At 44.9% G+C, this 26,627-nt stretch carries 20 protein-coding genes and 1 pseudogene; 14 read left to right on the top strand and 7 right to left on the bottom strand.

Going from position 1 to position 26,627, the window contains the following annotated elements; translation table 11 throughout:
- Positions 1-25: 25 nt before the first annotated feature.
- The 3 genes from R3P39_RS10405 to glnE form a co-directional block, all read right to left on the bottom strand.
- A complete protein-coding gene (locus R3P39_RS10405) occupies positions 26-397 on the bottom strand; it encodes an RHS repeat domain-containing protein (RefSeq protein ID WP_336567354.1) in 372 nt (123 codons plus the stop codon).
- Positions 398-7,294, bottom strand: a complete 6,897-nt coding sequence (locus R3P39_RS10410) for an IPT/TIG domain-containing protein (RefSeq protein ID WP_336567356.1) — start codon at positions 7,292-7,294, stop codon at positions 398-400.
- A gap of 1,348 nt (positions 7,295-8,642) precedes the next feature.
- On the bottom strand, positions 8,643-11,447 hold the full coding sequence (glnE, locus tag R3P39_RS10415; protein ID WP_336567358.1) for a bifunctional [glutamate--ammonia ligase]-adenylyl-L-tyrosine phosphorylase/[glutamate--ammonia-ligase] adenylyltransferase: 2,805 nt from the start codon (positions 11,445-11,447) through the stop codon (positions 8,643-8,645).
- An 86-nt stretch (positions 11,448-11,533) separates the two neighbouring features.
- Here glnE and R3P39_RS10420 point away from each other — a divergent pair, with 86 nt between their 5' ends.
- The 7 genes from R3P39_RS10420 (at position 11,534) to R3P39_RS10450 (ending at position 17,259) form a co-directional block, all read left to right on the top strand.
- Complete coding sequence (locus R3P39_RS10420) at positions 11,534-12,427, top strand: DUF350 domain-containing protein (protein ID WP_336567360.1); 894 nt, start codon at positions 11,534-11,536, stop codon at positions 12,425-12,427.
- A gap of 10 nt (positions 12,428-12,437) precedes the next feature.
- Positions 12,438-12,935: a hypothetical protein gene (locus R3P39_RS10425; RefSeq protein WP_336567361.1), complete on the top strand. Its 498-nt coding sequence runs from the start codon at positions 12,438-12,440 to the stop codon at positions 12,933-12,935.
- A gap of 57 nt (positions 12,936-12,992) precedes the next feature.
- A complete protein-coding gene (gene rsmE, locus R3P39_RS10430) occupies positions 12,993-13,727 on the top strand; it encodes a 16S rRNA (uracil(1498)-N(3))-methyltransferase (protein WP_336567362.1) in 735 nt (244 codons plus the stop codon).
- A 65-nt stretch (positions 13,728-13,792) separates the two neighbouring features.
- Positions 13,793-14,752, top strand: coding sequence for a glutathione synthase (gshB, locus tag R3P39_RS10435; protein ID WP_336567363.1), 960 nt, complete (start codon positions 13,793-13,795; stop codon positions 14,750-14,752).
- Between the two features lie 18 nt (positions 14,753-14,770).
- Positions 14,771-15,328, top strand: coding sequence for a YqgE/AlgH family protein (locus R3P39_RS10440; protein ID WP_336567364.1), 558 nt, complete (start codon positions 14,771-14,773; stop codon positions 15,326-15,328).
- Between the two features lie 25 nt (positions 15,329-15,353).
- A complete protein-coding gene (ruvX, locus tag R3P39_RS10445) occupies positions 15,354-15,803 on the top strand; it encodes a Holliday junction resolvase RuvX (protein ID WP_336567365.1) in 450 nt (149 codons plus the stop codon).
- A 247-nt stretch (positions 15,804-16,050) separates the two neighbouring features.
- Positions 16,051-17,259, top strand: a complete 1,209-nt coding sequence (locus tag R3P39_RS10450; RefSeq protein ID WP_336567367.1) for a porin — start codon at positions 16,051-16,053, stop codon at positions 17,257-17,259.
- A 59-nt stretch (positions 17,260-17,318) separates the two neighbouring features.
- On the opposite strand, the pseudogene R3P39_RS10455 reads toward R3P39_RS10450, so the two are convergent.
- A pseudogene (locus tag R3P39_RS10455) lies at positions 17,319-17,519 on the bottom strand (hypothetical protein); the annotation flags it as partial.
- Between the two features lie 64 nt (positions 17,520-17,583).
- On the opposite strand from R3P39_RS10455, the gene R3P39_RS10460 reads away from it, so the two are divergent.
- Positions 17,584-19,239 carry an acyl-CoA dehydrogenase family protein gene (locus R3P39_RS10460; protein ID WP_336567369.1) on the top strand — a complete coding sequence of 552 codons (1,656 nt, stop codon included), beginning with the start codon at positions 17,584-17,586 and terminating at the stop codon, positions 19,237-19,239.
- A 7-nt stretch (positions 19,240-19,246) separates the two neighbouring features.
- Here the strand turns inward: R3P39_RS10460 and R3P39_RS10465 are convergent, their stop codons facing one another.
- From R3P39_RS10465 to R3P39_RS10475, 3 genes are read right to left on the bottom strand one after another with little or no spacing between them, the layout of a single operon-like run.
- On the bottom strand, positions 19,247-20,125 hold the full coding sequence (locus R3P39_RS10465) for a hypothetical protein (RefSeq protein ID WP_336567370.1): 879 nt from the start codon (positions 20,123-20,125) through the stop codon (positions 19,247-19,249).
- Positions 20,103-21,224, bottom strand: coding sequence for a PilT/PilU family type 4a pilus ATPase (locus R3P39_RS10470; protein ID WP_336567372.1), 1,122 nt, complete (start codon positions 21,222-21,224; stop codon positions 20,103-20,105). The genes R3P39_RS10465 and R3P39_RS10470 overlap by 23 nt, the downstream gene beginning before the upstream one ends.
- A gap of 13 nt (positions 21,225-21,237) precedes the next feature.
- A complete protein-coding gene (locus R3P39_RS10475; protein ID WP_336567374.1) occupies positions 21,238-22,287 on the bottom strand; it encodes a type IV pilus twitching motility protein PilT in 1,050 nt (349 codons plus the stop codon).
- Positions 22,288-22,317: 30 nt separating this feature from the next.
- Here R3P39_RS10475 and R3P39_RS10480 point away from each other — a divergent pair, with 30 nt between their 5' ends.
- From R3P39_RS10480 to hemW, 6 genes are read left to right on the top strand one after another with little or no spacing between them, the layout of a single operon-like run.
- A complete protein-coding gene (locus tag R3P39_RS10480) occupies positions 22,318-23,001 on the top strand; it encodes a YggS family pyridoxal phosphate-dependent enzyme (protein WP_336567375.1) in 684 nt (227 codons plus the stop codon).
- 13 nt (positions 23,002-23,014) lie between these two features.
- Positions 23,015-23,836: a pyrroline-5-carboxylate reductase gene (gene proC / locus R3P39_RS10485; protein ID WP_336567377.1), complete on the top strand. Its 822-nt coding sequence runs from the start codon at positions 23,015-23,017 to the stop codon at positions 23,834-23,836.
- A 9-nt stretch (positions 23,837-23,845) separates the two neighbouring features.
- Positions 23,846-24,379 (top strand): YggT family protein, encoded by a 534-nt coding sequence (locus tag R3P39_RS10490; protein WP_336567378.1) that lies wholly within the window; start codon positions 23,846-23,848, stop codon positions 24,377-24,379.
- Between the two features lie 9 nt (positions 24,380-24,388).
- Positions 24,389-24,823, top strand: coding sequence for a DUF4426 domain-containing protein (locus R3P39_RS10495; RefSeq protein WP_336567380.1), 435 nt, complete (start codon positions 24,389-24,391; stop codon positions 24,821-24,823).
- Between the two features lies 1 nt (position 24,824).
- On the top strand, positions 24,825-25,418 hold the full coding sequence (gene rdgB, locus R3P39_RS10500; protein ID WP_336567382.1) for an RdgB/HAM1 family non-canonical purine NTP pyrophosphatase: 594 nt from the start codon (positions 24,825-24,827) through the stop codon (positions 25,416-25,418).
- The gene (gene hemW / locus R3P39_RS10505; protein ID WP_336567384.1) at positions 25,415-26,551 is read left to right on the top strand and encodes a radical SAM family heme chaperone HemW; all 1,137 of its coding nucleotides are present in this window, start codon (positions 25,415-25,417) and stop codon (positions 26,549-26,551) included. Before rdgB ends, hemW begins: the two co-directional genes overlap by 4 nt.
- The last annotated feature ends 76 nt before the right edge of the window (positions 26,552-26,627 follow it).

Below are 26,627 nucleotides of genomic sequence, written 5' to 3' on the forward strand. Positions count from 1 at the left end.
GGGTATAACCAGAGTTTAGTAGCGCCTAACTTTTCAACCTTACTCTATCGCGAGTTCGAATAACAATAAAAGCTAATATTAATAGTAAATTTAACCACCCAAAAGCACCGCCGCTAGATTCCTGTTTTTGTGGTTCAGGTGTTACCGGAGTAGTGCTGTCTGTACCACCCGTATCACCGCTTCCCGTATCAGACTCACCGGAATCATCACCGCCTGATGAACTTTCAGTTGGTGTTACACTGAGTAAATTACCATTTTTATCGTAGGAATAACTGACTACAGTACCGTCTTTATAGGTGGCCTCAGTAATACGGTTGTTATTGTCGTATTTGTATGTTGCCGCAAATGAAGGAAACATAAGCAAAATAAGAAAAACACTCATTACTTTAATAATCATTTAAGGCTCCAATTTAGTTTTGTATATAGTGTTGCCATAATTAGGGTCTATGGTAGTCATCAATTTAATAGAATATTTTTCAAGCGCGGGTATTGTGCTCAAAGGTGGGTTCTCAACTCTAAAAGGCCCCATCTTCTCTATATCTGATTTTCTTCTATCCGATAAGCGTTCGATAACTGTTCGATTTGGTCGTATGGAGCTAGTACCTCCTGCGATCCCATTATAGGGTGTATCTTGAATATTTTTTCTTGAATCATAATAACCTGTCTCAAATTTATAGATTCCAGGCTTATGAACATCTCCACTTATAACTTTACTTTCGATAATGTCTTTTTTTGTATTGTTAACCTTGGTACTGCCACTACTAAGCTTAAATGTTGGCGTACCTTTCCTAATCACCAATGCTGAGCAAACCTCTAATACAGAGGGCAGCTCATTGGAAGTTACAAGACCATCACTACCATTCCCAACGATTACTCCTCCCATTGTTCCTTGATATGCTATGTTTGCAAACCACTCTAGAGCGTTTGCCAACGAGTCAATTTTGCTTGAAGCACTAGTGCTAGTTAACCCACTCGGATCCACTAAATTAATCGGATCACCACCTACATAAGCATAGCGATTGAGTGAGCCTAAATCGTTAATTTCACCGCGAATTGGATCTTTACTCACAAAACGGCGAAGCTCTGGTGAGTAATAACGGGCGCGCATATAGATAAGACCGTTATTATCGGTAATAACCCCATCACGACCGTTATAACCAAACGGTGTTGTAATCGCTTGGTTTTGCTCTGTAAAGCCTGGTGCGTCAAAGCGTTTACCAAATGGCGTATAGCCATAACGGGCAATGACTTCGCCCTCTTTATTACTAATTGCCACAACAGAGCCGCGATAGTCGTAGTGGAAATAATAGTCCTGTTCGACTTGGTTCGCTTTTGATGTATGTTGAGAAACTAAACCGTAAGGGCTGTAGATAAAATAGTGATAATCTACCGTTTCATCAGGATTAGTAACTTCTTGCCATGCTATTTGGGGTAAACCGAGATAATCTGGCAGCAAGGCATAACGGATTTGCGTTACATCATTGCCAACTGAGTAAGTTAACGAATCACGCATACTCTCAGCATTGTAGGTGTATTTATGATCATCAGCACTTACTAGCTGATTACGAGCATTAAAACTTAATGCCAAATCACCAACATTGAGTGTGTTACCATCACCATCAAAGGTAAAAGTCTCATCCGTATTTTTAGTCTCTATACGGTTATCTGCGGTATAGGTCATTGCCTGTGCAGATATTAATTCAATCGGTGGCGCATATTCAGGTGTGACGTCTTCCTTAATAATTTGCCCGATAGCATTATAGGTATAATGCTGTTCAAGTATTACTGTGCCATCAGGTGCTTTATCAATACTGCTGGTTAGCCTATTCAAGTTATCATAGGTATTTTCTAGTATCGTGCCATTACCACGAATTACTTTCGTGATATTTTGGTTAGCATCGTATTCATACTTAGCAGCTAAAAAGTCTTGGTTCAAACCTGAGACAGAAGTAATTCTGTTGAGAGCGTTATAAGTATATTTAATAGGGAGGTTAGTGTTCCCATTATTATTGGTGTATTCAACCTGCACTAGGTTTCCTGCAACATCTCGAAGGAAATTAACACCACTTAAATTATTATCATTTTGCTTATACTGAGCAACTTGATTAAAACGGTCATACAACCTAGAAATAGTGATATCGTTTTCAGTAACACTCGTCGGGTTTGCATTTTGATCATAGCCATAACTAATGGTCGAAATAGGATCAGTAACATTGATGAGGCGTGAGTTAGCATCATACTCATAGCTCGTTTGCTGACTACGACCATTGATGAACGTGCTTACTAAACCATTTTCGTTGTATGAATATTGCAACGCAACACTATCTGCGGTGGTTTCAGTTTCGACTAGCGCATTGTTATTAAGAGCAAGTGTACGAATGTCACCCGCAGGTACTGTGATACTGGTAACATTGTTGTCGTCATCATAATCTTGCTTGGCAAGCAGTGGCTCATCAGCATTGCTTGGATGGGTAACACTAACTAAACGTGAAAGTTTGTCATAAGCATTTTGCCAAACTTGCGATAATGCATTGGTTGTTTTGGTGATCTGCCCAAGTAAGTTATAAACGAAAGCGTGTTTGTTGCCCGCAGCGTCTTCTGTTTGCGTGGTGCGATCCATTTCATCAAAAGTTGCTTTACTGATATTGCCCTTAGCGTCTATCGATTCAATTAGGTTGCCGTTTTCATCAAACTCAACTTCAACTTTATTCCCCAATGCATCAGTTGTGTACATCACTCGCCCTATGGCGTCACGTTCTATTAATGTGACATTACCATTAGGGTCTGTGCTTTTAATTAACCGACTTTCACCATCGTATTTGTAACTGTAGACAACGTCAGGTTTATTGTAATATTTACTAACCCAGCGCTTCTCAACTAGATCGCCCTGTCCATTATAGCTATTTTGAATTTTTCCAGCGAAGTCACTAAACCCACTGTTGTAACGTTTATCTGCATATTCCAGTACATTGCCTCTACCGTCATATGCCCAGGTTTCAACAAAGCCTAGTGGATCTTCTTTTCTCGTCACACGCCCTAAACCATCACGCTCGAAGGTAGTGATATTGCCTAGAAAATCAGTTTCAGACTCAACAAAACCATCCAAATCATAATAAATATGACGAGTATGACCTTCTGGATTGGTTACGCTACTTAATAAACCATTGGTATAACCAAAAGAAGTGGTTCTTCCTTCCGGTGTTGTAACACTTAATTTTTGATTATTTGTGTTATAAGTAAACGAAGTAACTAAGCCAAGTGCATTTTTGACGGACTCAAGATTATTTGTGCCATCTACATAGCGATAGAGCGTTTCTTCACCTAGCGCATTAATATGTTTAACCATGTTGCGGTTGGCATCATATTCTTTTTTATCTTCTGCACCGTCAGGAGTCACTAACTTGGTAATATCACCAAACTCTGTATACGCCATACTTGAGGAGAAACCACGGCCATTGGTAATAAGCGTTGGCTTGCCATCTTCGTTGTACACAAAGTTTTGCTCATGAGAAAGAGCGTTCGATTCTTTAACTAGCTGGTAATTCTTATCAAAAGTTTTTTGAGTGACTCTACCGTTTCTGTCGGTAATGGTTGTAATAACATATTCATCAGTTTCTTGATAAGCAAGGCGAAGAGGTTGATTGTCATCACGAGAATCTTCCTGCTCTACAGCACGGCCTTTGTTGTCGTATGTTGTTGTACTGATTAAAACTGAATCAAGTAGGTGATCGACAATTTGATCTAAATCGTTGTAGGTGAACTCTTCAACAGTACCATCAGCATGAGTTATTTTGGTTAATTGCTCATTTTCGTAGTTAAGGTAAACGGTTCTACCTGCTGTGCTGATAGCTTCAACTAAAAATCCATCTTGATTATAGCGATAGTTGATACCCACATTGCTTACAGGGTCATAAGCTTTAATTAAACGACTTTGCTCATCAAATTCAAAATTTATTCCCTGACCTTTATGGTTTTCGATGCGGGTTAAAAAATTAAATTCATTGAAAACATAAGTTAAACGATTTCGTCGTTCGACTTTAAATGTACCGTCTTCAAGCTTAGCTAACTTATCTAAGCGACAACCAAAGCTTTCGGTGTTGTATGTACCATCTCCTTTGGGACTAAATTTATGCTGCTGATTATCAGACCATAGAATAGTGACATCGCCATTTGGTGCTTCTGCAATTTGTGCAGCATAGGCATTAGCAAAATCCCAACCTACACCAATACCACTTTGACCACGTATAAGTGAGTTGTAGCTAATATCAAACGTAATAGGGACAACGCCGTGTACAGCAAGTAGCTGTTTGTGCTCAACCTTAGCACCGTTGCTTGCAAGGATAGGGTTTGAACTTTCGGCTATAGTAGCTGCTGTTATTTCGCAAACTGAGCTTTTTTGAGGTGCAGTTTCAGCCCCTTCATAACCAGAAACGACTTCTTCTGATTCTTGAGGCTGCACAACTGGAATAGTATGTGCGAAGATGCTTTCGTTACCACTTGCGTCGGTGGCAATGAATTTCAGGGTTAAATCACTTAAATCATTATTGATACGAGTGTAAGAAAAAGTAACATCTTGCCCATACGCATTGCTTACGTTAACTTTGCGGTCAAGATTATTATCACCTTCCCAGTCGGCTTGAATACTCAGCAAATCCCCATCAACATCTTCACTTTTTACAGTTATAGTGAATTGCTCATTTAAAATTGCATAATCGGGTAAGTTATCAATCCAAACAGATGGTGCACTGCTTTGAATAGCAGGGGTAACTTCTACGTACCAATGCTCAGAGCCAGCTATCGATTTACTTCTATCATTAGCATCTTTGATATAAAAACGTTTAGCGCCTTTTGCATCAGGTGTACAAGCTAATGTTGCTGAGCTTTCATTAATATTAATCGCTGTACAATGCCCTAACGTTCCTTGAATGTTTGCAATAAGCTGTTCAGGTAAGTTTTCACCAATTAATGTAAATGTTGTACTACTTCCTTCTTGTGCTCGTTTTGGAGTGAAGTCAATAAGGCGAGGATCTGTAGTTGGTACTTCTTGCTCAACAAAAACCGCTGTAAGCGTTAAATCTTCTTTAATAACTAAAGTACAAGCTGCTGTTGTACACTTATTTGTTTGAGTTGGCTGGTAACTCCAAGAACTAAACTCCCAACCTTCAGCTGCACTGGCAACCAATGTTATTTGGGTATCATTTTTATATTGATAACTACAGTTACTACCACTACTACCACAATCAATTTCGTTAGAAGGAGAAGTAAATACTTTACCTTGTCCTGATAAATGAATGTTTAAGATTGCAGCGTTATCGAGTGGCTCTTGAACATTGACATACCAATCTTCAGAGCCACTGATAAAGTCTTCATCGCCCTCTTTTACCTTGACATAAAAACGTTGGTTGCCCGCTTTTGTTGGCGTACAGTTAAATTTGGCTTGGGTAGACGTAACGGACTGCTGTGTACAAGATTCCGAGCCATTAATATTCGCTACGATTGTGGATGGTAGGTTAGAGCCATCAATCGTGACTAATTGCGTCGTGTTTACTGTAATTTCTTTCGGTGAATAACCACTGACGCTTGGACTGGTGTCTTGAGTTACATTGACATACCAATCTTCAGAGCCACTGATAAAGTCTTCATCGCCCTCTTTTACCTTGACATAAAAACGTTGGTTGCCCGCTTTTGTTGGCGTACAGTTAAATTTGGCTTGGGTAGACGTAACGGACTGCTGTGTACAAGATTCCGAGCCATTAATATTCGCTACGATTGTGGATGGTAGGTTAGAGCCATCAATCGTGACTAATTGCGTCGTGTTTACTGTAATTTCTTTCGGTGAATAACCACTGACGCTTGGACTGGTGTCTTGAGTTACATTGACATACCAACCTTCGGAGCCACTGATAAAGTCTTCATCGCCCTCTTTTACCTTGACATAAAAACGTTGGTTGCCCGCTTTTGTTGGCGTACAGTTAAATTTGGCTTGGGTAGACGTAACGGACTGCTGTGTACAAGATTCCGAGCCATTAATATTCGCTACGATTGTGGATGGTAAGTTAGAGCCATCAATCGTGACTAATTGCGTCGTGTTTACTGTAATTTCTTTCGGTGAATAACCACTGACGCTTGGACTGGTGTCTTGAGTTACATTGACATACCAATCTTCAGAGCCACTGATAAAGTCTTCATCGCCCTCTTTTACCTTGACATAAAAACGTTGGTTGCCCGCTTTTGTTGGCGTACAGTTAAATTTGGCTTGGGTAGACGTAACGGACTGCTGTGTACAAGATTCCGAGCCATTAATATTCGCTACGATTGTGGATGGTAAGTTAGAGCCATCAATCGTGACTAATTGCGTCGTGTTTACTGTAATTTCTTTCGGTGAATAACCACTGACGCTTGGACTGGTGTCTTGAGTTACATTGACATACCAATCTTCAGAGCCACTGATAAAGTCTTCATCGCCCTCTTTTACCTTGACATAAAAACGTTGGTTGCCCGCTTTTGTTGGCGTACAGTTAAATTTGGCTTGGGTAGACGTAACGGACTGCTGTGTACAAGATTCCGAGCCATTAATATTCGCTACGATTGTGGATGGCAGGTTAAAGCCATCAATCGTGACTAATTGCGTCGTGTTTACTGTAATTTCTTTCGGTGAATAACCACTGACGCTTGGACTGGTGTCTTGAGTTACATTGACATACCAATCTTCAGAGCCACTGATAAAGTCTTCATCGCCCTCTTTTACCTTGACATAAAAACGTTGGTTGCCCGCTTTTGTTGGCGTACAGTTAAATTTGGCTTGGGTAGACGTAACGGACTGCTGTGTACAAGATTCTGAGCCATTAATATTCGCTACGATTGTGGATGGTAGGTTAGAGCCATTTATAGTTATTACTTGTACAGACTCATTGGTTATTTCGTTGGGAGTAAAAGAACTAACACTTGCAGGTAAAACAGTGTAGCTACCTTCGTACTCTTTAGTAACTCCAATATCATTCTCAAAAATCTGATACTTAAAGACTCGATCTCCAGATTTTGAAACTTTTCTTTGATAAGTAAACTTTGTTCTATCATTGTTAGGAGACATGAGTTCATAGCTTAACCAACCTCCACCTCCATCACCCAACGCTAACTTTAGGTCATATTTATCATCAAGACTGCCAGAAAGTGTTACCGTAAAAGTATAGTTATCGTTTTGATGACCTGGGTTGGGAGAAACGCTATAACCTGCATAACTATCTATTGAAACAATTAAACATGTAAATAAAAACAATACGTTAAAATACTTCACAGCAGGCAGTTCCTTTTATCATCAACAATGAAAATTGATGATAACTTAGCCTGAACAAAAAAAGAACTACCTTTAAAGAAGTTCTTTTTCTTTATTAAGCTAAATCAATAACACCAAGTGCGTACGCCTTTACTGCTGCTTGCTTATAATTTTGCGCATTCAACTTAACCCTAACCTTCTGTAAAATATCTAAAATATTTCTTTTCGTACATCTATATTTTACAGCTAAAGCATCAAGGTCATTATGATGGAAGTAGTCTTGAACCACTTGCTGTTGATGTGATGTTAAGTTGAACATTCCGCGTAGACACTGATCTTTAACAAATTTATTGAATTGTTTTACTAACTTAATAAGATACTCTGATGATTCTTACCAATTTGTTAAATAGAAGTGGATACCCTAAATAACAAAGTGTTTGCCTAGCCTACACATATATCTAAGATACCTCCGTGGTAACACGAGATGATCGCGGAGTTAGCGACAACATTATTATGTCCAAAAGACCACTTAATAAAACGAAAAGATATTCTTTATTATCATTAATAACCTTATAAATTTAAGCCAAATTCTTAGCTCCCACAGCAGTGTGGTGCCTCACATTAGAAACCTTTACTTTACTCTACCTCACCAGCAAACTTATAACTAAAAAATAACTTTAAATTTACATTTAAAAACACAAAAGTTACTGTATGATACATACAACCAACTAAAGTAAAGCAAAAGGAAATTTACAATGCTAAAAAAGCGCGCATCTCTCATTGCCGGATTATTAACACTTATCAGTACCTCAGCAATAGCTAATGGTTATTGGAAGTATAATACAGTCTGTGACTATGAAACCGTATACGAAGACGTAGAATATACCGTCTGTAGTTATCAAGGTTACATTGATGGTATACCCAAGAACTCAAGTGGAAAGAACCCAGGACATTTCCAGTGTACTGATTATATCTTTGGTTCGGAAAGAGTGTCTGAGTATATGTGTAGCTGGAAATGGGTCGGCGAATGGGGAGTTGACAGGAGGCAAGTTTATGAATGTGGCTATGAGTGGGTTACCAAAAATTACCGTCTTGACTTAGTATCACAACAACATGAGTATGAAAAAGAGCCGGTTCGAAAGAAAGTGGAAGGGTCTTGCCGTACGGAAAAGGTTTGGGTCCCTTTATGTGATACATGTAACATTCCATAGCAATATATTTAAGGTAAAGTAAGAGTGTGGACGGTAATCGACGCTTAGTTGATGCCGTCCATTCTTTACAAGAACCAATTCTTTGCACCCAAATACTACTAAAAAGCGGATTGCATGTTGCTTCTACTGTTCGCCCATAGCAAAACAGGCATCACGAGTTAAAGGCTAGTTCCAAAGATTTTATGCCAAATATGGCAAACAGAGGAACGCTGCATTTTAAAATCATTTAAATTTATGCATCTCGAACCTCCATTCAAGCACTGATAATGGTATTTGTTTCGATACAAGCAATAAGCATTTATTAGGCTCTTGCATTCTGACTCTGATAAAACAGAGACACTTTTGGCCATCTCGAAAATACGAATGTTATCTGAATAGGTGCAGAGATCAGAGTATTCATTACCATACTGCAGCACGATATATTGACTAATAAACTCAATATCCGTGATGCCACCACGACCTTGCTTTAAGTCAAATTCTGTAGCCGTGGTCTTGTCGAGATGGCTGCGCATTTTTTCCCGCATGGCAACGATATCAGCTTTCAGCTTTTGCTCATCACGGGGTTGTGTTAGCACCTGAGCTCGGATAGCAGCAAAGCGTTCCAGCATGTCCTGCTGCCCTAATACCATTCTCGCCCTAACTAAAGCCTGATGCTCCCACGTCCATGCTTGCTGTAACTGGTATTGGTAAAAGCTCTCTAGGTTAATTGCCAACAACCCTGAGTTGCCCTCTGGGCGCAAACGCGTGTCTAATTCGTACAACGGTCCAGATAAGGTTTTGGTATTAAAAAGATGCATTAACCGCTGTGCGAGCTTAAGGTAAAACTGCCGAGACGAAATCGACTTTTCACCCTGAGTGTAGCTGTCACCATCACGGTTGTGCACAAAGACTAAGTCTAAATCCGAGTTGTAACCAAGCTCCAATCCCCCAGCTTTGCCGTAGGCTATCACCGCAAACCCCTTTTCCTCTTCTGAAGCTCCCTCTGGTGCACCAAAGCGGGCCACGATGTGACTCCAAGCAATCGCCACCGCTTTGGCAATAATCGCCTCAGCCAGCGCCGTTAAATGATCGCTCACCTTCATCACATCCAGTACCCCAGTGGCATCAGCAGCAGCAATGCGTAATTGCTGAGTTTGTTTAAACTGCCGTAAGGTTTCCATTTGCAGCTCAATATCGTCGGCTTCAATGCGTAAAAAAGCTTGCTGAATTTCACTGTGGTAGGCCGACAGAGGCAAAGGCTTATACAGCGACTGCGGGTCGATAAGTTCATCTAATAAAATGGGGTATTTGGCAATATGCTCTGCAATCCAAGCACTGTGACAACATAACTTGATTAATTGCGTCAGGGCGCCATGGTTTTCATACAGCAACTCAAGATACGCGGTACGCGATACCACTTTGCTAATGACTTTGAATACTCGGGCTAAGGCAGGCGGCATATTTTGCTTGCTAAGCTCCGCTAACACGATAGGCATGAGCTTATCGAGAATATCGCGGCCGCGAGTGCCGGCCTGTTTTTTTGCCAGCACTTTATTGAACTCGTCCAAGTCGTGTTGCCATTGCTCAAAACAGCGACTTGCAGGGCACTCACCAAGTTGAGCTATTTCACCACTTTGCCAGGCGTAAGTGGCGCTTTCATTATCATCAAATTCCTCTTCCGGCGGCTCGCCTATCACTTGCATAAACTCATCACGAACGCCTTGCATTAGGCGCGACAAGGTTAGCTGCACAGTATGATAGTCAGGGTAGTCCAGCAAATACGCCAATCGCTGTTGGCTCAGTTCGTCCTCGGGCAGGGTTTGAGTTTGTTTATCATCAAACGCTTGTAAATACTGCTCCACTTGACGCAAACGCAAATATTGCTGTTGTAAATCGTCAGTGACTTGGATTGGGATGATTTCGAGCTGCTGCAGTTGCGCCAGTGCCTGTAACAGCGATGGCGTTTGCAGCGGCTGTTCGCGACCACCGCGGATCAGCTGAAGCGCTTGGACAATAAACTCGGCTTCTCGAATTCCCCCCGCCCCTAGTTTAATATTGTTACTGAGGCCTTTGCGGCGAACCTCTTGCGCAATTAAGTGCTTCATCTTTCTAAGTGAATCAATCACCGAAAAGTCAATGTAGCGACGGTAAACAAACGGTCGGATCAACTGGTAAAATTCCTGCCAGTATTGATTCGGCTGGCCAATGGGCCGCGCTTTTAACATCGCGTAGCGCTCCCATTCCCGGCCTTGGTCTTGATAATAGTCTTCCATCGCCGCCAAACTCATGACCAAAGGGCCACTGTCGCCGAAAGGCCGCAATCGCATATCAACACGAAACACTTGGCCATCAATGGTGGTTTGATCCAAAGCCGCGATCAGCTTTTGCGCTACCCGAGTGTAAAACACTTGCGCTTCTATGCTACGGCGCCCGCCTGAGGTCGATACGCTGCGCGGGTAAGCAAAAATAAGGTCAATATCAGAAGAAAAGTTAAGCTCTCGCCCACCCAGCTTGCCCATGCCCAACACCAACATAGGTAGGGCGTTACCCTGATCATCTTTGGGACTCCCCGACTGTTGCTCACAGCTGCGATAAGCCCACTGCTGAGCTTGATCTATGAGGGTGTCGCTGAGCTCAGAGACATAAGCAATACTGTCACTGATGTCATTTTTTACAATCAGATCGAGCCACATCACTTTCAACCAGTAGCGCAGTCGATATACTCTAAGCGCATGAAAAGCTTGTTTTTCATCTGCTAAGGGTTGGCTAAAATCAAATACTGCCGGGCACTGCCGAGAGGCCATTTGCTGTTCGTCTAGCAGCCACTCGGCCCACTGTGGAAAACGCGACAAAATACGATAAGCAAAGTCGCTTAATGCCATTAAACGAGCAATATCAGGCATGAGAGCCTGCTCCGGATAGAGCTCCTGATGACGCTGGTGAGCCAGTTCATTTAAGGTCGCATTGTTAAACAGGGCCGTCATAAAAAACTCCTTTATCAACTGGCGCTTAGCATAAGCGGTGTTATGTATTATAGTAACTCTATTGAAACCACAACCTTACACTGAGTATGAGTTATTTGTCTCTAGCCAACATCAACTTTTTAGCCATTGCCATTTGTTTTGTTTTTGCCTGCGGCTTTACCATACTGCTGCGTTTACTAGCGCAACGCAGTGCCAACAACTTGTTAAATGAAGAGCTGGCGCAACGAGATAATTTTGCTCTGGGGATCAGTTATGCCTGTCAGGTTGCCATTGTCAGCGTCTGTATGGCGTACTTATTTAATGATTTGGGTGTTGAGCAAGCGCAGCAGCAGCCCCTTAAAGCATTACTAACCATTACTTTAATCCTTGGCTTTATTTATGCTGGTCAATGGGTACACCGCAAATGGATTTTGCGGCAATTCAATGAAGAAGAGGCCATTCTCAAGCAGAACATATGTGCCGCCATGGTGGACTCCGGGATGTTACTCAGTAACGCCATTTTAGTGCTGGGGTTATATCACTGGGTACACCCTAAAGGTTGGAGTGATCTGTTAGTGGTGGGCTTGAGTTTTGTGTTATTGCAGTTTTTATTTGCACTCGATAGTAAAGTAAGGGAGAGCCGCTTTGCCGAACTCAACCAAGGCGCTTCCCTACAGCAAAACTTTAACCTCAAAAACACCTCGATTGGGATCCGCTATGCCGGTAAATCCATTGCTTTGTCATTGGCCATTTACGCAGGTCTGCATAGCGCCCCTTACCACGGCGCTATGGTAGTGGAAAACCTATTCTCTGTGATATTGCATTGTGGGGTGATGTGGGTATTGCTTTACCTTGGCAGCTATGTGTTACTGCATCTTTCGTTGCCAAAAGTAAACATTGGCTTGGAAGTGGATCATCAAGATAATGTCGGTATTGCCTGTTTAGAATTTGCGGTTTTCTGCTCTATGGGCTATTTACTTATTAACTTGTTCTCTGTGTAACTCATGGTTAATGGCATTACAAGATGGTTGTTTTTTACTGGTCGATAGCAATTGGGATTTTAGCCTAGAGTTGGTCGAGCATATAAAAGCCAGACAGCCATCCGCCGCCAGTAATATTATTATTGCTGGCGACAACACCAAGCAAATGCTGAAAATGATGTTTAACGAGCAAATCAAAGACTACTGCTACTGTGATTTTGATAACGAAATCAGCGTTTCTGAGCTAGCCACTTACCTGCATCAACACCATAGAATTTGCGCAGTGCTATTTTACGCCTTGGATTATCACTTGGCCTCGTCAGAGCAGCGCTTTATTTTCGACTCCTTGCACCGTTTCCGCTTTATTATTGAGCAGTCCCCTGCAGGCTTTGAAGTAAGCCAACTAAACGCTAGCGCCACTATCAATCACCTCTCTTGTCACCCCGAGCGCAATGACTTGCCCAGTGCCGCCCTTATGCTCACTGAGCTAAGCCAGCTGCTGGGGTTAAAAAGCAAGGTGGTAAGCTAGACTATCCTATTGCTAGCGCTTAACATTGCAATTATTGATTCCGTAAATAATGCAATTATGCGCGTACCACATATATTTCAAGACTCGCCACTGGCAATTGGCGAAGCCGTAACCTTAGACGACGATGCTGCCGGTCACATCGGCCGCGTTTTAAGAATGACCACCGCTGATAAAGTAAGCTTGTTTAACGGCCAAGGTGGTGAATACCTGTGTCGTCTCAGTGAAGTCAGTAAAAAGAAAGTGATCGCCATTCCAGAGTCGTTTAGCGATCATAACGTCGAGTCACCACTGGCCATCCACTTAGGCCAAGGCATTTCTCGAGGTGATAAAATGGACTTCACCATTCAAAAGTCGGTGGAGTTAGGAGTCACTGAGATCACCCCACTCTTTACGAACCGCTGTGGCGTCAAGCTCAGCGGCGAGCGTCTGGCGAAAAAACATCAACAGTGGCAGAAAATAGCCATTGCCGCAGCTGAACAGTCAGGTCGTAATACCATTACCACCGTCCACCCTCCTATCGATTTGGCGCAGTGGTTAGCACAGCAAAGCAATGCCTTGAAAGTGACCCTACACCCAAGAGCCGAGCATTCAATTAAAACCTTACCCTACCAAGGTGAGGGGATCCGCTTTTTAGTTGGCCCAGAAGGTGGCTTCACCGACGAAGAGCTGAGCGCAACTCAAGAGCAAGGATTTATTGATGTCCGCTTAGGGCCAAGAGTGCTGCGAACCGAAACGGCGGCACTAACGGTGCTGAGCGCATTGCAGTTGCAATTTGGCGACTTAGCTCTTTAAATTTAGCTGGGCGAGCCCCATATTATCAATAACTTCACCTATATAAGCGCTCAGCGGGAGCAACTATGACGATTAAATTAGGGATCATCTCAGACCCAATCAGTGGCTTTAACATCAACAAAGACACTGGATTTGCCATGATGCTGGCAGCCCAACAACGCGGCTATGAGCTTTACTACATGGAAATGGATGACTTGTTTTTATACCAAGGCAATGCCCAAGCCACTGCGGCTAAGCTAGAGGTATTTGATGATCCTAACCACTGGTATGAGCTGGAGCCAAAACAAGAGCTTAACCTAGGCGATTTAGACGTCATTTTAATGCGCAAAGACCCGCCCTTCGATACTGAATATATTTACGCCACCTATATTCTCGAACGCGCGGAATTAGCGGGTGCCTTGGTGGTTAATAAGCCGCAAAGCCTAAGAGATGCCAATGAAAAGCTCTATACCGCTTGGTTTAGCGAACACACGCCCGACACCCTGGTAACACGCAGCCAAGAGCAAATACGCGCATTTTTAGCCAAACATGGTGACGTGATTTTAAAACCGCTCGACGGCATGGGTGGCGCATCTATTTTTCGCGTGAAACAGGATGACGCCAACATTGGTGTGATCTGCGAAACACTCACCGAGCATGGCAGTCGTTACGCCATGGCGCAAAACTACATTCCCGCCATTAAAGATGGTGATAAGCGCGTACTGGTCGTTGACGGTGAGGTGATGCCTTACTGCCTTGCACGGATCCCACAAGGGGGTGAAACGCGCGGTAACTTAGCTGCTGGTGGCAAAGGTGAAGCACGCCCCATCAGCGACAGCGACCGCAAAATTGCCGAGGCCGTAGCGCCGACGTTGAAACAAAAAGGCTTACTGTTTGTTGGCCTTGATATTATTGGCGATAAACTCACAGAGATTAATGTCACCGCACCAACCTGTGTGAAAGAGATTGAAGCGGCGTATGACATCTCTATCATGGCGAAGTTTTATGATGCGATCGAGCGAAAACTCGACCATACTAAAAAGTAACCATTAAGGGGGCTGGTTATGAAATCACTTGCAAACCATTTTTTAGTGGCAATGCCCACCATGGACGATCCGTTTTTCAATCACACCGTAACTTACTTGTGTGAACATAATGACGATGGTGCCATGGGACTGGTGGTTAACCATCCCATCGATATCACTGTGGGCGAGTTATTAGACCAAATTGATATTGAAAACGACAAAAGCAGTCAAGCTGCCGATGTCCAAGTGTATGCTGGCGGACCGGTACACACCGACCGCGGTTTTGTGCTGCACACACCAAAGTATGGCTATGCAGCCAGCCAAGAGCTTAGCTCTGACATTATGATCACCACCTCAAAAGACGTGCTAGCCTCGCTGACTTCAACCCAGTGCCCCGAGGGCTTCATTATCACCTTGGGCTACGCCGGTTGGGTCAGTGGTCAGTTGGAAAAAGAACTAAAAGAAAACACCTGGTTAGTGGTCGAAGCCGACCCAGAGATCATCTTTAATACGCCACCCAATAAACGCTGGGAAAAGGCCGTACAAATGCTTGGCATTGACGTTGCCCAGCTCAGCTCACAAGCAGGCCACGCCTAGCTTAGTTTTACTAAAAGAAGCATCCATGGAAGCAAAAAAAGAAAAACCCGCTAAAGGTCATCGCACCGTATTAGGCTTTGACTTTGGCACCAAAAGCATTGGTTTGGCTATTGGCCAAGAGATCACCGGCTCCGCCTCATCACTGGGTGCCGTGAAGGCGCGAGATGGCATTCCCAACTGGGATGATATTGCTGTTTACATTAACGAGTGGCAGCCAGATGTTATCGTGGTAGGCTTACCCCTGAATATGGATGGCACCAGCCAAGACCTTACTTTTCGGGCAAAAAAGTTTGCCAACCGGCTACATAACCACTTCCGCTTGCCAGTAGAGACCCAGGATGAGCGTCTCACCACTGCCGATGCCAAAGCGAGATTGTTCGAACAAGGCGGCTATAAAAACCTAGCAAAAGGCAACGTCGATGGAATGTCGGCCTGCATCATTCTAGAAAGCTATTTCGAGTCCATGTGGCAATAGCCACGCTAAAACAGTTTTGACCCAGTGATGAAGGTGTGTAAATGCCTTCATACCCAAAATATCGCCCACACCTGCGGTTGCATAAACTAACTACCCCCTATACAAAATGAACACATAGTGAATAACTATTCCTAGAACTACGCTCCTTTGTTGATATTATTTCACTTTTGGCTGAATTTAAGCTCTGGTACTCTCCACGCTTCGTTTATTCATACCAATCCAGCAGTAATATATAACAAGGGAACTTATGAAAAGAACACTTGCGGCCACGCTTATTGCCAGCGTGCTTACAGCCCCAATAGCCACCGCCATCGAGCTCTACAAAGATGAACAAAACAGTGTCAGCGTTGGCGGCTTTATTGACGCAAGAATAATTCATACGCAAAACGAGAGCGAGTTAGTTAACGGTGCCTCACGAGTGAACTTTGGCTTCAAACGGCAACTTAAAGATGACTGGCTGGCGTTTGCGTTACTCGAGTGGGGTGTCAACCCAGTGGGTAATAGCGACATAGTGTACAACAATCGTTTCGAATCAAAACAAGATGAATTTTTATATAATCGGCTCGGCTATGTCGGAATTGAACACCAAGATTATGGTCAAATTACCTTAGGTAAACAGTGGGGTGCATGGTACGACGTGGTTTACAGTACCAACTATAGCCTTGTCTGGGATGGCAACGCTGCCGGGGTTTATACCTACAATAAAGACGATGGTGCGATCAATGGCACTGGCCGTGGTGATAAGGTACTGCAATATCGTAATAACTTCGATAAATTCAGTTTTAGCGTCCAAGCGCAATTAAAATCTGATGATTTTTATACCTGTGACGTCGTTGATATCTCACTCAGTTCTTGTGAGGCGCTATTTAACCAAGGGGATAACGCGGCACAAAAGGTCGAGTTCAACTCCACTTATGGCGCAGCACTGAGCTACTCTGCCACACAAAACCTAACACTTAGCGCCGGCATTAACCGTGGCGAGTTCGATATTGTCTACGCGGGTGGCCGCAATCAATCCGTTAAAGACGTCATTTATGGTGTAGGCATCACCTACGGTGACTTTAATCAACCTGGTTGGTACGCCGCAGCCAATATCAACAAAAACGAAAATCACGATACCGATAACTTAGGCCGCTTAATAAAAGAGGCCGTCGGTTTGGAGTCACTACTTAGCTATCGCTTCAAAAATGACCTTCGCACTTTTGTTGCCTACAACCTATTCGACGCCGGCGATGATTATGTTATTCAACCCAACTTTAACGCCGACCCGAGCGACATCTTCAAACGTCAGTTTGCTGTACTGGGTATGCATTATTTTATGAGCGACGACACCATATTATATATAGAAGCACGGAAAGACTTTAGCGACTTTTCCAGCGCTAATGCCACGCAAGAAGCACAAATGTCACAAACCGAAGACGACGGGATCGCCTTGGGTGTTCATTATTCATTATAAACAACGCAGTGGCTGCTCAGTGAGTATTAGCCGAGCCATACCCACGGCCTAGCTGGCGACTACTTGGCAGGCTGGCGCACTTGGTACTGAGTCAAATCAGGGATCAACCCAGCTTGCTGATACGCTTTTGTTATGGCGCCTTGCTGGCGCAGCTGCTGCAAGCCTTTTTGTTCGTTATTTTGTAGTTTAATCACCAAGCGTAGGTCGTTTGGTGAGTTAGCACGGTGTAAGGCATCGGCATAGTTAATGCGCTGCATTTTTAGCGCAAACTACTGGTCGGATCTGATTTAGCTGTTATGCTGAAAATAAAAAATGGAGTTCAGCATGACTTATATTCCCCCTGAAGGTGAGACCCATGAGGTGTTTAACCAACCTCCGGCACTGGAAAACTATAATGTTTTTAGCAGTGATACTGTGCTGCAATACTGGGTACAGCGATTCGCCTCAGAACGTTCGACCGCTGTCTTAGAAAAGTTTGGCAAGGAATGTGGCCACGGCCTACTCGCTGCAGGTTTTTTGGCAAATAAGCACCTGCCAGAACTGCAATCTCATGATCGTTTTGGTCATCGAATTGATCAAATTAATTACCATCCAGCCTATCATCAACTGATGCGTCACGCTATCGAGCAAGGACATTGTAGCCTACCATGGCAAGACCATGGTGATGGCAGTCATGTGATGCGTGCTGCCATGGCATACCTGCATACCCATGCCGATCCCGGTTCTGGTTGCCCTTTAACCATGACATTCGCAGCCGTGCCTGCTATTGCCAGTCAACCCGATATCGCCAGTCAATGGCTACCAAAAATTCTCAGCGGTGTTTACGATGAGCGCAATATTCCTTGGTTTGACAAGCAAGGAGTCACCATAGGAATGGCCATGACCGAAAAGCAAGGGGGTAGCGATGTTAGAGCCAACACAACTACGGCGCAAGCACTGTCCGAGTCAGGCCCAGGTCAGCTCTACAGCTTAAGCGGTCATAAGTGGTTTTGCAGTGCACCTATGTGCGATGGCTTTTTAGTCTTGGCTCAGGTGGAACGGCGATTGTCGTGCTTTTTAGTGCCACGTTGGCGTGAAGATCGCAGTAAAAACCCGATCCACATTCAACGCTTAAAGAATAAACTCGGCAATCGTTCAAATGCCAGCTCCGAAATTGAATTTCGCGGTGCCCATGGGTGGCTACTCGGCGAAGAGGGTCGCGGTATTGCTACTATTATTCAGATGGTGGCACTCACTCGCTATGACTGCATGCTCGGCTCCACCGCCCTCATGGCCCAAGCAGCCAAAGAAGCCATGTGGCATACTGCACACCGCCAAGCCTTTGGCAAACCACTGCAACAACAACCGCTCATGACTCAGGTACTAGCAGACTTAGCGCTGGAAGCGGAAGCGGCTATGGCTATCAGCTTTCGTCTCGCCCACGCTCTCGATAACCAAGCCCTTCCCCATGAAGCAGCCCTTATACGTAGTGCCACCGCCATTGGCAAATATTGGATCTGCAAACGTGCTGTGCAGCATACCTATGAGGCCATGGAGTGCATTGGTGGCGTAGGCTATGTGGAAGAGAATATTACTGCCAGAACCTTTCGCGAGGCACCAGTCAATGCCATTTGGGAAGGCTCTGGCAATGTCCAATGTTTGGATCTATTGCGGGTGCTACAACGCGAGCCAGACACCTTAGCGGCATTATTTAGTGAGCTGGAACAGGCTAAAGGGCACTATGCGCTATTTGACCAGACTCTAGCACAATTGCAGCAAGCCCTTGCTGAGCCACAACAAGTGGCGCTGCAGGCTCGTTGGTGTATGGAGCGCTTAGCCCTATGCTGGCAGGCCGCCACGCTAATTTGCTACGGTGAGAAAATGATTGCCAACACCTTTGTCAGCAGTCGCTTTAGTGACCATCGAGGCAGTCAATATGGTGTGCTGGCAAGCGACGTTGATGCTCAAGCGATTGTTAATCGAGCGATGCCAACACTCTAGCTGGCGACTACTTGGCAGGCTGGAGCACTTGGTACTGAGTCACATCCGGGATCAACCCAGCTTGCTGATACGCTTTTGTTATGGCGCCTTGCTGGCGCAGCTGCTGCAAGCCTTTTTGTAGCGCCGTAAATGCCCTTTTGCCGTCAGGGTGAGCACGGGAAACCAAAAAGTGACGACTGTCATCCAGCAAAATAACCACATGGGGGTTCGCCACCAGCTCGATATTGGGTAAGGTGAAACGGTTATTGTTTTTCGGTTGTAGTGGCATCATCATAAAGTCAACCCAGCCTTTAGATACCATTCTGGCTTGCGCTGTCCAATCGCTCTCGCTGTGTACTTTCTTTAGTTCAAGCGCTTGTAAAGTCTGCCAATCGGTTTTCCACCTCGGGCTTGATACCGCGCTCAGCTGTTGCAACTGAGCTAAGCTTTTTACCTTTGCCACTTTACTATTGTGCGGTGCATGATACACCCCAGCATAGTACTGCCCCGCCAGTATCACCGCATCACTAACGAACACTTTGTTTTCTCTGTCAGCAATATCGCGGCGCCAAAAACTATCAAAATACAATAACTGCTGGCCCGTCAGCAGTAGGTTTGAATCACGGAAATTGACAAACCCGGGACGAAAGGTAAAGCGCTTTTTAAAGCCACCTAATCGCAAGGCTTGTTGTGCGATTATCATGTCCACCACATCGCGACGCACAGCTTGATGGCTAAAGTCGCGAATGGTGCTGACGTCACGCTGGCCGACAAAACGCTGATAATCACTTAGAACGTCGTCGCGAATAAAAACATCTAGGGTATCACTGCCGTGGCTGCTGCCAACGGCACACAGCCATAGGCAAATAGCCAAGCAATAGGGCTTAGCTATTTTTATCCAAGCCATCGACGGTTACCCCTTGCAAGAATCCAGCGCCTTTTTGTTCGTTATTTTGTAATTTAATCATCAAGCGCAGATCATTTGGCGAGTCGGCATGGTGCAAGGCATCGGCATAGTTAATGCGCTGCTGTTTGTACAAATCAAACAACGCTTGGTCGAAGGTCTGCATGCCCATGTCTTTGGATTTTGCCATCACCTCTTTAATCGAGCCAATGTCGCCTTTTTTAATCAGCTCTGCCACCAATGGTGAATTTAGCAACACTTCGATGGCTGCCTCACGCCCTTCTCCTTTAGAAGAGGGTACCAGCTGTTGCGCCACAATGGCCCGCAAGTTTAAGGCTAAGTCGTATTTTAGCTTGTCGTGCTTTTCTTTGGGCACTAAGTGCATAATTCTATCAATGGCTTGGTTGGCATTATTGGCATGCAAGGTAGCCACACACAAGTGCCCGGTCTCAGCAAAACTTAAGGCGTATTCCATGGTCTCTTGTGAGCGTATTTCACCAATCAAAATGACATCCGGCGCCTGACGCAACGAGCTTTTTAGCGCCGCTTCAAAGCTTTCGGTATCTAAGCCAACCTCGCGCTGAGTTACTATGCTCTTTTCGTGTTGGTGCACAAACTCAACGGGATCTTCTATGGTTAAGATATGGCCGCGCTGATTGCGGTTTCGATACCCAAGCAGTGCAGCCAATGAGGTGGATTTACCGGTGCCGGTGCCACCCACAAACAAGACTAAGCCACGCTTGGCCATAATGACATCGGTGAGAGTTGATGGTAGACCTAAATCATTAACATCGGGAATGGTGGTTACAATTCGGCGGATCACCATCCCGGCGCAGTCACGCTGCCAAAACGCCGAAACACGAAAGCGCCCGATGTCGTTGGCAATAGCAAAGTTACACTCTTTGCTGTCGTAAAATTCCTGCTTTTGCTTTTCACTCATGATGGAGGTGACCAGCGCTTCGGATTCTTTGTCATCAAGCTTAGCATCACTTAACGCCCGCAATTCACCGTCAACCTTGGCGCTCACCGCCAGGCCAGCGGAGACAAATAAGTCCGAGGCTTGCTGCTCTATCATGGATTTTAAATAAGGTTCAATCGTCATCTTCGCTTACCTCTTAAAAGCCACCACTGTTAAACTGGTTTTTATCATGTGCTTTGGCGCGGGCATCGGCTTGAGTGATCAGGCCACGGTTAAGTAGATTGGATAAGCACTGATCCATAGTTTGCATGCCATGCATGGCGCCGGTTTGAATGGCCGAATACATTTGCGCGATTTTATCTTCACGAATGAGGTTTCTAATTGCCGGGATCCCCAGCATGATCTCATGGGCCGCCAGTCGCCCACCGCCGACCTTTTTCACTAAGGTTTGTGAAATAACCGCTTGCAAAGACTCCGACAACATCGAACGCACCATGTCTTTTTCTTCCCCTGGGAAGACATCCACAATACGGTCTATGGTTTTCGGTGCCGAGGTGGTATGTAAGGTGCCAAACACCAAATGCCCCGTTTCGGCAGCGGTCAGTGCCAAACGAATGGTTTCTAAGTCCCTTAATTCACCCACCAAGATAACATCCGGGTCCTCACGCAGGGCGCTGCGTAGCGCCGCATTGAAACTAAGAGTGTCACGGTGTACTTCACGTTGGTTAATGAGGCTCAACTGGTTGTCATGAACAAATTCAATGGGGTCTTCAATGGTCAAAATATGGTGGTGTTTATTGCGGTTAATGTAATCAACCATGGCCGCTAAGGTGGTCGATTTACCCGAGCCGGTTGGCCCTGTGACCAGCACCAGCCCGCGAGGGTTATCCGATATTTTACTGAAGATTTCTGGGGCCCCAAGATCTTCCAGAGTCAGCACTTCATTGGGAATAGTACGGAATACCGCTGCAGGGCCGCGATTAGAGTTAAAAGCATTAACACGAAAGCGCGCGAGATTGGGCACTTCAAACGAGAAATCAATCTCAAGGTTTTGCTCATAGTCACGACGTTGATTATCATTCATAATATCGTAGATGAGGCTGTTAACATCTTTGGCTTCTAGTGGCGGAATATTGACCCGACGGACATCGCCATCGACGCGGATCATCGGTGAAACATTAGAAGAAAGGTGTAAGTCAGAGGCTTTGTGTTGCACACTAAAAGCCAATAATTCAGTAATATCCATTTATAACTCCACAATGAGCGCTAAAACTATATGGTTACAATAGCAGAACGGTTACACAACGCCTACGCTCGGATTGAAAAAGCCCAGCAAAATTGTCAATTCAACGAGACAGTTAGCTTACTGGCTGTGTCGAAAACCAAACCCATCGCCGACATCGCCGCCGCCATAGAGTGTGGGCAAACCTGCTTTGGCGAATCGTACGTGCAAGAAGCCGTTGATAAAATTACCCATTTTAAAGATAACAAGGCGTTAGAGTGGCACTTCATAGGCCCCATTCAATCCAATAAATCGCGCCTCATTGCAGAGCACTTTCAATGGGTGCAAAGTGTCGATAGAGAAAAGATTGCTCGCCGTCTCAATGAGCAGCGGCCCTATAACTTAAAACCGCTTAAAGTACTGTTACAAGTGAACATCAGTGACGATGCCAACAAGTCGGGCTGCCCGTTAAATGCGGTGGAAGAATTAGCGGCTTACATTGATAGCTGCCCCCAATTAGAGCTGCGTGGGTTAATGACGATCACCGAAAAAACCGACGATAAACAAAAGCAATTGCAATATTTCCAGCAAATGCGTGCTTGCTTTGATAGACTAAAGGACCAATATCAACAGCTAGATACCTTATCGATGGGCATGAGTGGCGATTTAGAAGCAGCCGTCGCGGCTGGCTCCACCATGGTTCGCATTGGTACTGATATTTTTGGCAAACGACAATGAGGTGAACAACACTATGTCAAATAAGACGATTGCATTTATCGGCACAGGAAATATGAGCTACGCCATTATTGGCGGCATGATCAAAAGTGGCTTTGACGCCCAATCCATCATTGCCACCAACCGAAATGCAGACAAGCTTGCCAAAGTTGCAGAGCAGCTGTCGGTTAGAACCACCCAAGACAACCTTGAAGCCGTTGCCGCAGCAGACGTTATCGTATTATCTGTAAAGCCACAAATGATGGCTGACTTGTGTCAAACATTCCAAGACGCTGACATCGATATCAGCAATAAATTATTTGTTTCCGTGGCAGCGGGGATCACCGTGGCGCGCTTACAAGAAATGCTAGGTCAACCAGTTAAAATGGTTCGCTGCATGCCCAACACACCATCGCTACTGGGCCGTGGTGTGTCAGGTTTGTACGGCGAGGGCTTGAGCGACGAAGAAAAGCAATACATTGAAGAAGTATTCTCCTCAACTGGCATTGCCTTGTGGCTCGATAAAGAAGAAAAAATTAATAACGTGATTGCCGTAACCGGCTCATCACCCGCCTACTTCTTCCTATTTATGGAAGCTATTGAAGAAAAAGCCAAAGCGCTTGGCTTTAACGATGAAGAAGCACGCAAACTAGTGCAACAAACGGCTTTAGGCGCTGCTGAAATGGCGCTATCACAGCCGGAGATCAGCATCTCGCAACTGCGCGCTAACGTCACCTCGAAAGGCGGAACGACCCACGCAGCCGTGGAACATTTAAAATCACAAGGCCTAGTTAATACCGTAGCCGATGCGATGGATGCATGTATCGCTCGCGCTGAAGAAATGGAAAAAGAAATATAAGGGTGACCAATGAATGCCATGCAATTTTTAGTCGGGATTGTTTTTGATCTGTTTTTGATGGTGGTGTTGCTGCGCTTTTGGTTGCAGCTTGTCAAAGCCGATTTTTACAACCCACTGAGCCAAGCGGTAGTCAAAGCGACTGCCTTTGCAGTTAACCCACTGCGCAAGATTATCCCTGGCGTAGGTGGTTTAGATCTCGCCTCTTTAGTGCTGGCATTCCTTGTCGGGTTCGCCAAAATGGCCACCCTGATGGCGCTGTTTGGCGGCTATTTTGATGCCATCGGCGCCCTAGTGGGTGGCGCCATCACGGTATTGCGCGAAGCCTTTAGTTTGGTCTTTTGGATCCTCATCATTCGTGCCATTTTAAGTTGGGTCTCGCAAGGCTATAACCCAGTGGCGGCCGTTTTTGAACAGCTCACTGAGCCAATGTTGCGCCCTATTCGTAAAGTTATACCACCGCTGGGTGGTTTAGATTTATCCATTTTAGTGCTGATCATCGCGATGCAGTTTTTGCAAATCTTGATGATGGACCTGTTTAGATAGGAGCGCCTGATGAAACCATTATTCTTCGCCCTGCTTTTATTGCTTGCGCCCAATGTGATGGCTGAGCAACAAGGAGGCCAGTTTAAAGATCTTGGACCTTGGGAAGTGCACTACATTGCCTTTCCCTCTACGTTTATCCAGCCCAATATTGCCAAGGCCTACAACTTAACCCGTAGCGGTAGCCAAGCCATTGTTAATATCTCAGTGCTTGCCGACAAACCAAGTAAGCCTGCAGTAAAAGCAAATGTCTCTGGCTTTGCCCGCAACCTGCTGGGCAAAAAAGTCGAGCTCGAGTTTAAAGAGGTGGTTGAAGGCGAAGCCATTTACTACCTCGCCCAACTGGACTACGACCACGAAGATGTTTTTCGCTTTGAAATCAACATTAGCCAAGGCAGCCAAAGCCGTCAGCTGGTGTTTTCGCAGAAGTTTTATGTAGATGAGTAAAATGAGCAAAAAAGTAGTACTTGCCAGTGGTAACCAAGGCAAAGTAAAAGAGTTAAGTAGTATGCTGGCGGACTTTGCCATGGAAGTTATCCCGCAAAGTGAATTTGCCGTGTCTGACGTAGCAGAAACTGGCACTACCTTTGTGGAGAATGCCATTATTAAAGCCCGCCATGCCGCTAAGGAATCGGGCTTGCCAGCCATAGCCGATGACTCGGGCTTAGAAGTAGATGCTCTAGCCGGCGCGCCTGGCGTGTACTCGGCTCGCTATGCCGGCAGCGGCGCCAGTGACCAAGATAACATTGATAAGCTCTTAGCCGCCCTTGAAGGCCAGTCGCAACGTAGCGCCCGCTTTTGGTGCGTACTGGTGTATATGCGTCATGCTGATGACCCAACGCCACTGATCTGCCAAGCCAGTTGGGAAGGTGAAATTACCACCTCACAACAAGGCCGTGAAGGCTTTGGCTATGATCCGGTATTTAAAGTAAACGGCTTAGATTGCACCTCGGCACAACTGAGTAAGGCAGGGAAAAATGCCATCAGTCACCGCGGTCAAGCGCTGCAACAATTGGTTCGTCACTTTCAAGGTTCAGTGTGAAACTCCCTCCCCTAAGCTTATATGTGCACGTGCCTTGGTGCGTGCAAAAGTGCCCTTATTGTGACTTTAACAGTCATGGTAAAAAGGGCAAGATCCCCGAAACCGAGTATATTCAACACCTACTGCATGATTTAAAAGCCGACTTAGAGTATGTTCAAGGACGTAAGCTACACAGTATTTTTATTGGCGGCGGCACCCCAAGCTTACTCTCAGGTCAGGCTTATCAGTATTTATTAGCTGAAATTGAAGCCTTAATTGGCTTTACAGACGACATTGAAATTACCTTAGAAGCCAACCCAGGTACGGTAGAAACCGACCGCTTTAAACATTATGTTGACGCTGGTATTAACCGTATTTCTATTGGTGTGCAAAGCCTACAGCAAGAAAAATTAACCCAGCTAGGCCGCATTCATGGCAAACAAGAAGCGCTCAAAGCCGCTACAGAAGCCCATCAAGCAGGGTTAAACAGCTTTAACTTAGATTTAATGCATGGTTTGCCTGGACAAACGGTTGCAGATGCCTTAAGCGACTTACGTCAAGCCATTGCCATGGCACCGCCCCATTTATCGTGGTATCAGCTCACCATCGAGCCCAACACCCAGTTTGCTTCAAAGCCCCCGACCTTACCGCAAGACGAAGTTTTATGGGACATTCAGGAGCAAGGTCAGGCGTTGTTGGCGGAGCATGGCTATCATCAGTACGAAATCTCCGGCTATGCTAAAAGTGGCTATCAGTGTCGACATAACTTAAATTACTGGCAATTTGGCGATTATTTAGGAATTGGCTGTGGTGCTCATGGCAAAATCACTTTACCACAGCAGCAGCAAATCTTACGTACGGTAAAAGTCAAACACCCTCGCGGTTATATGGACTTAAGCAAACCCTATTTATACCAAAGTTGGGATGTGAGCGAGGCTGACAGGCCATTTGAGTACTTTATGAATGTGCTACGGCTGAAGGCACCTGCTGCGAAACAGCAATTTTGCGATTATACTGGTTTATCATTGAACCAAGTTGCAGCGCAAATTAGCAGCGCGGTGCAAAAAGGCCTACTCAGTGAATCTCAAGATTCATGGTTAGTTACAAATAAAGGCCACAGATACCTCAACGATTTGTTAGAGTTATTTGTTTGATAATACGTTTATATCAAGCTGAGGCATGACAGGCTTCGTGCCTCAGATTGTGACAAAGATAAAACATAATAAAAGG

The sequence above is a fragment of the Pseudoalteromonas sp. UG3-2 genome (genome assembly GCF_037120705.1).
Classification (GTDB): Bacteria; Pseudomonadota; Gammaproteobacteria; order Enterobacterales; family Alteromonadaceae; genus Pseudoalteromonas.

What these genes read in the sequence shown, in the direction of transcription:
- R3P39_RS10465 (WP_336567370.1), bottom strand. Translation starts at nt 20,125, where the DNA reads ATGGCTTGGATAAAAATAGCTAAGCCCTATTGCTTGGCTATTTGCCTA.
- R3P39_RS10495 (WP_336567380.1), top strand. Translation starts at nt 24,389, where the DNA reads ATGAAACCATTATTCTTCGCCCTGCTTTTATTGCTTGCGCCCAATGTG.
- ruvX (WP_336567365.1), top strand. Translation starts at nt 15,354, where the DNA reads ATGGAAGCAAAAAAAGAAAAACCCGCTAAAGGTCATCGCACCGTATTA.
- glnE (WP_336567358.1), bottom strand. Translation starts at nt 11,447, where the DNA reads ATGACGGCCCTGTTTAACAATGCGACCTTAAATGAACTGGCTCACCAG.
- R3P39_RS10480 (WP_336567375.1), top strand. Translation starts at nt 22,318, where the DNA reads ATGGTTACAATAGCAGAACGGTTACACAACGCCTACGCTCGGATTGAA.
- proC (WP_336567377.1), top strand. Translation starts at nt 23,015, where the DNA reads ATGTCAAATAAGACGATTGCATTTATCGGCACAGGAAATATGAGCTAC.
- R3P39_RS10460 (WP_336567369.1), top strand. Translation starts at nt 17,584, where the DNA reads ATGACTTATATTCCCCCTGAAGGTGAGACCCATGAGGTGTTTAACCAA.
- rsmE (WP_336567362.1), top strand. Translation starts at nt 12,993, where the DNA reads ATGCGCGTACCACATATATTTCAAGACTCGCCACTGGCAATTGGCGAA.
- gshB (WP_336567363.1), top strand. Translation starts at nt 13,793, where the DNA reads ATGACGATTAAATTAGGGATCATCTCAGACCCAATCAGTGGCTTTAAC.
- R3P39_RS10425 (WP_336567361.1), top strand. Translation starts at nt 12,438, where the DNA reads ATGGCATTACAAGATGGTTGTTTTTTACTGGTCGATAGCAATTGGGAT.
- R3P39_RS10450 (WP_336567367.1), top strand. Translation starts at nt 16,051, where the DNA reads ATGAAAAGAACACTTGCGGCCACGCTTATTGCCAGCGTGCTTACAGCC.
- R3P39_RS10490 (WP_336567378.1), top strand. Translation starts at nt 23,846, where the DNA reads ATGAATGCCATGCAATTTTTAGTCGGGATTGTTTTTGATCTGTTTTTG.
- R3P39_RS10440 (WP_336567364.1), top strand. Translation starts at nt 14,771, where the DNA reads ATGAAATCACTTGCAAACCATTTTTTAGTGGCAATGCCCACCATGGAC.
- R3P39_RS10475 (WP_336567374.1), bottom strand. Translation starts at nt 22,287, where the DNA reads ATGGATATTACTGAATTATTGGCTTTTAGTGTGCAACACAAAGCCTCT.
- R3P39_RS10470 (WP_336567372.1), bottom strand. Translation starts at nt 21,224, where the DNA reads ATGACGATTGAACCTTATTTAAAATCCATGATAGAGCAGCAAGCCTCG.
- R3P39_RS10420 (WP_336567360.1), top strand. Translation starts at nt 11,534, where the DNA reads ATGAGTTATTTGTCTCTAGCCAACATCAACTTTTTAGCCATTGCCATT.
- rdgB (WP_336567382.1), top strand. Translation starts at nt 24,825, where the DNA reads ATGAGCAAAAAAGTAGTACTTGCCAGTGGTAACCAAGGCAAAGTAAAA.
- R3P39_RS10405 (WP_336567354.1), bottom strand. Translation starts at nt 397, where the DNA reads ATGATTATTAAAGTAATGAGTGTTTTTCTTATTTTGCTTATGTTTCCT.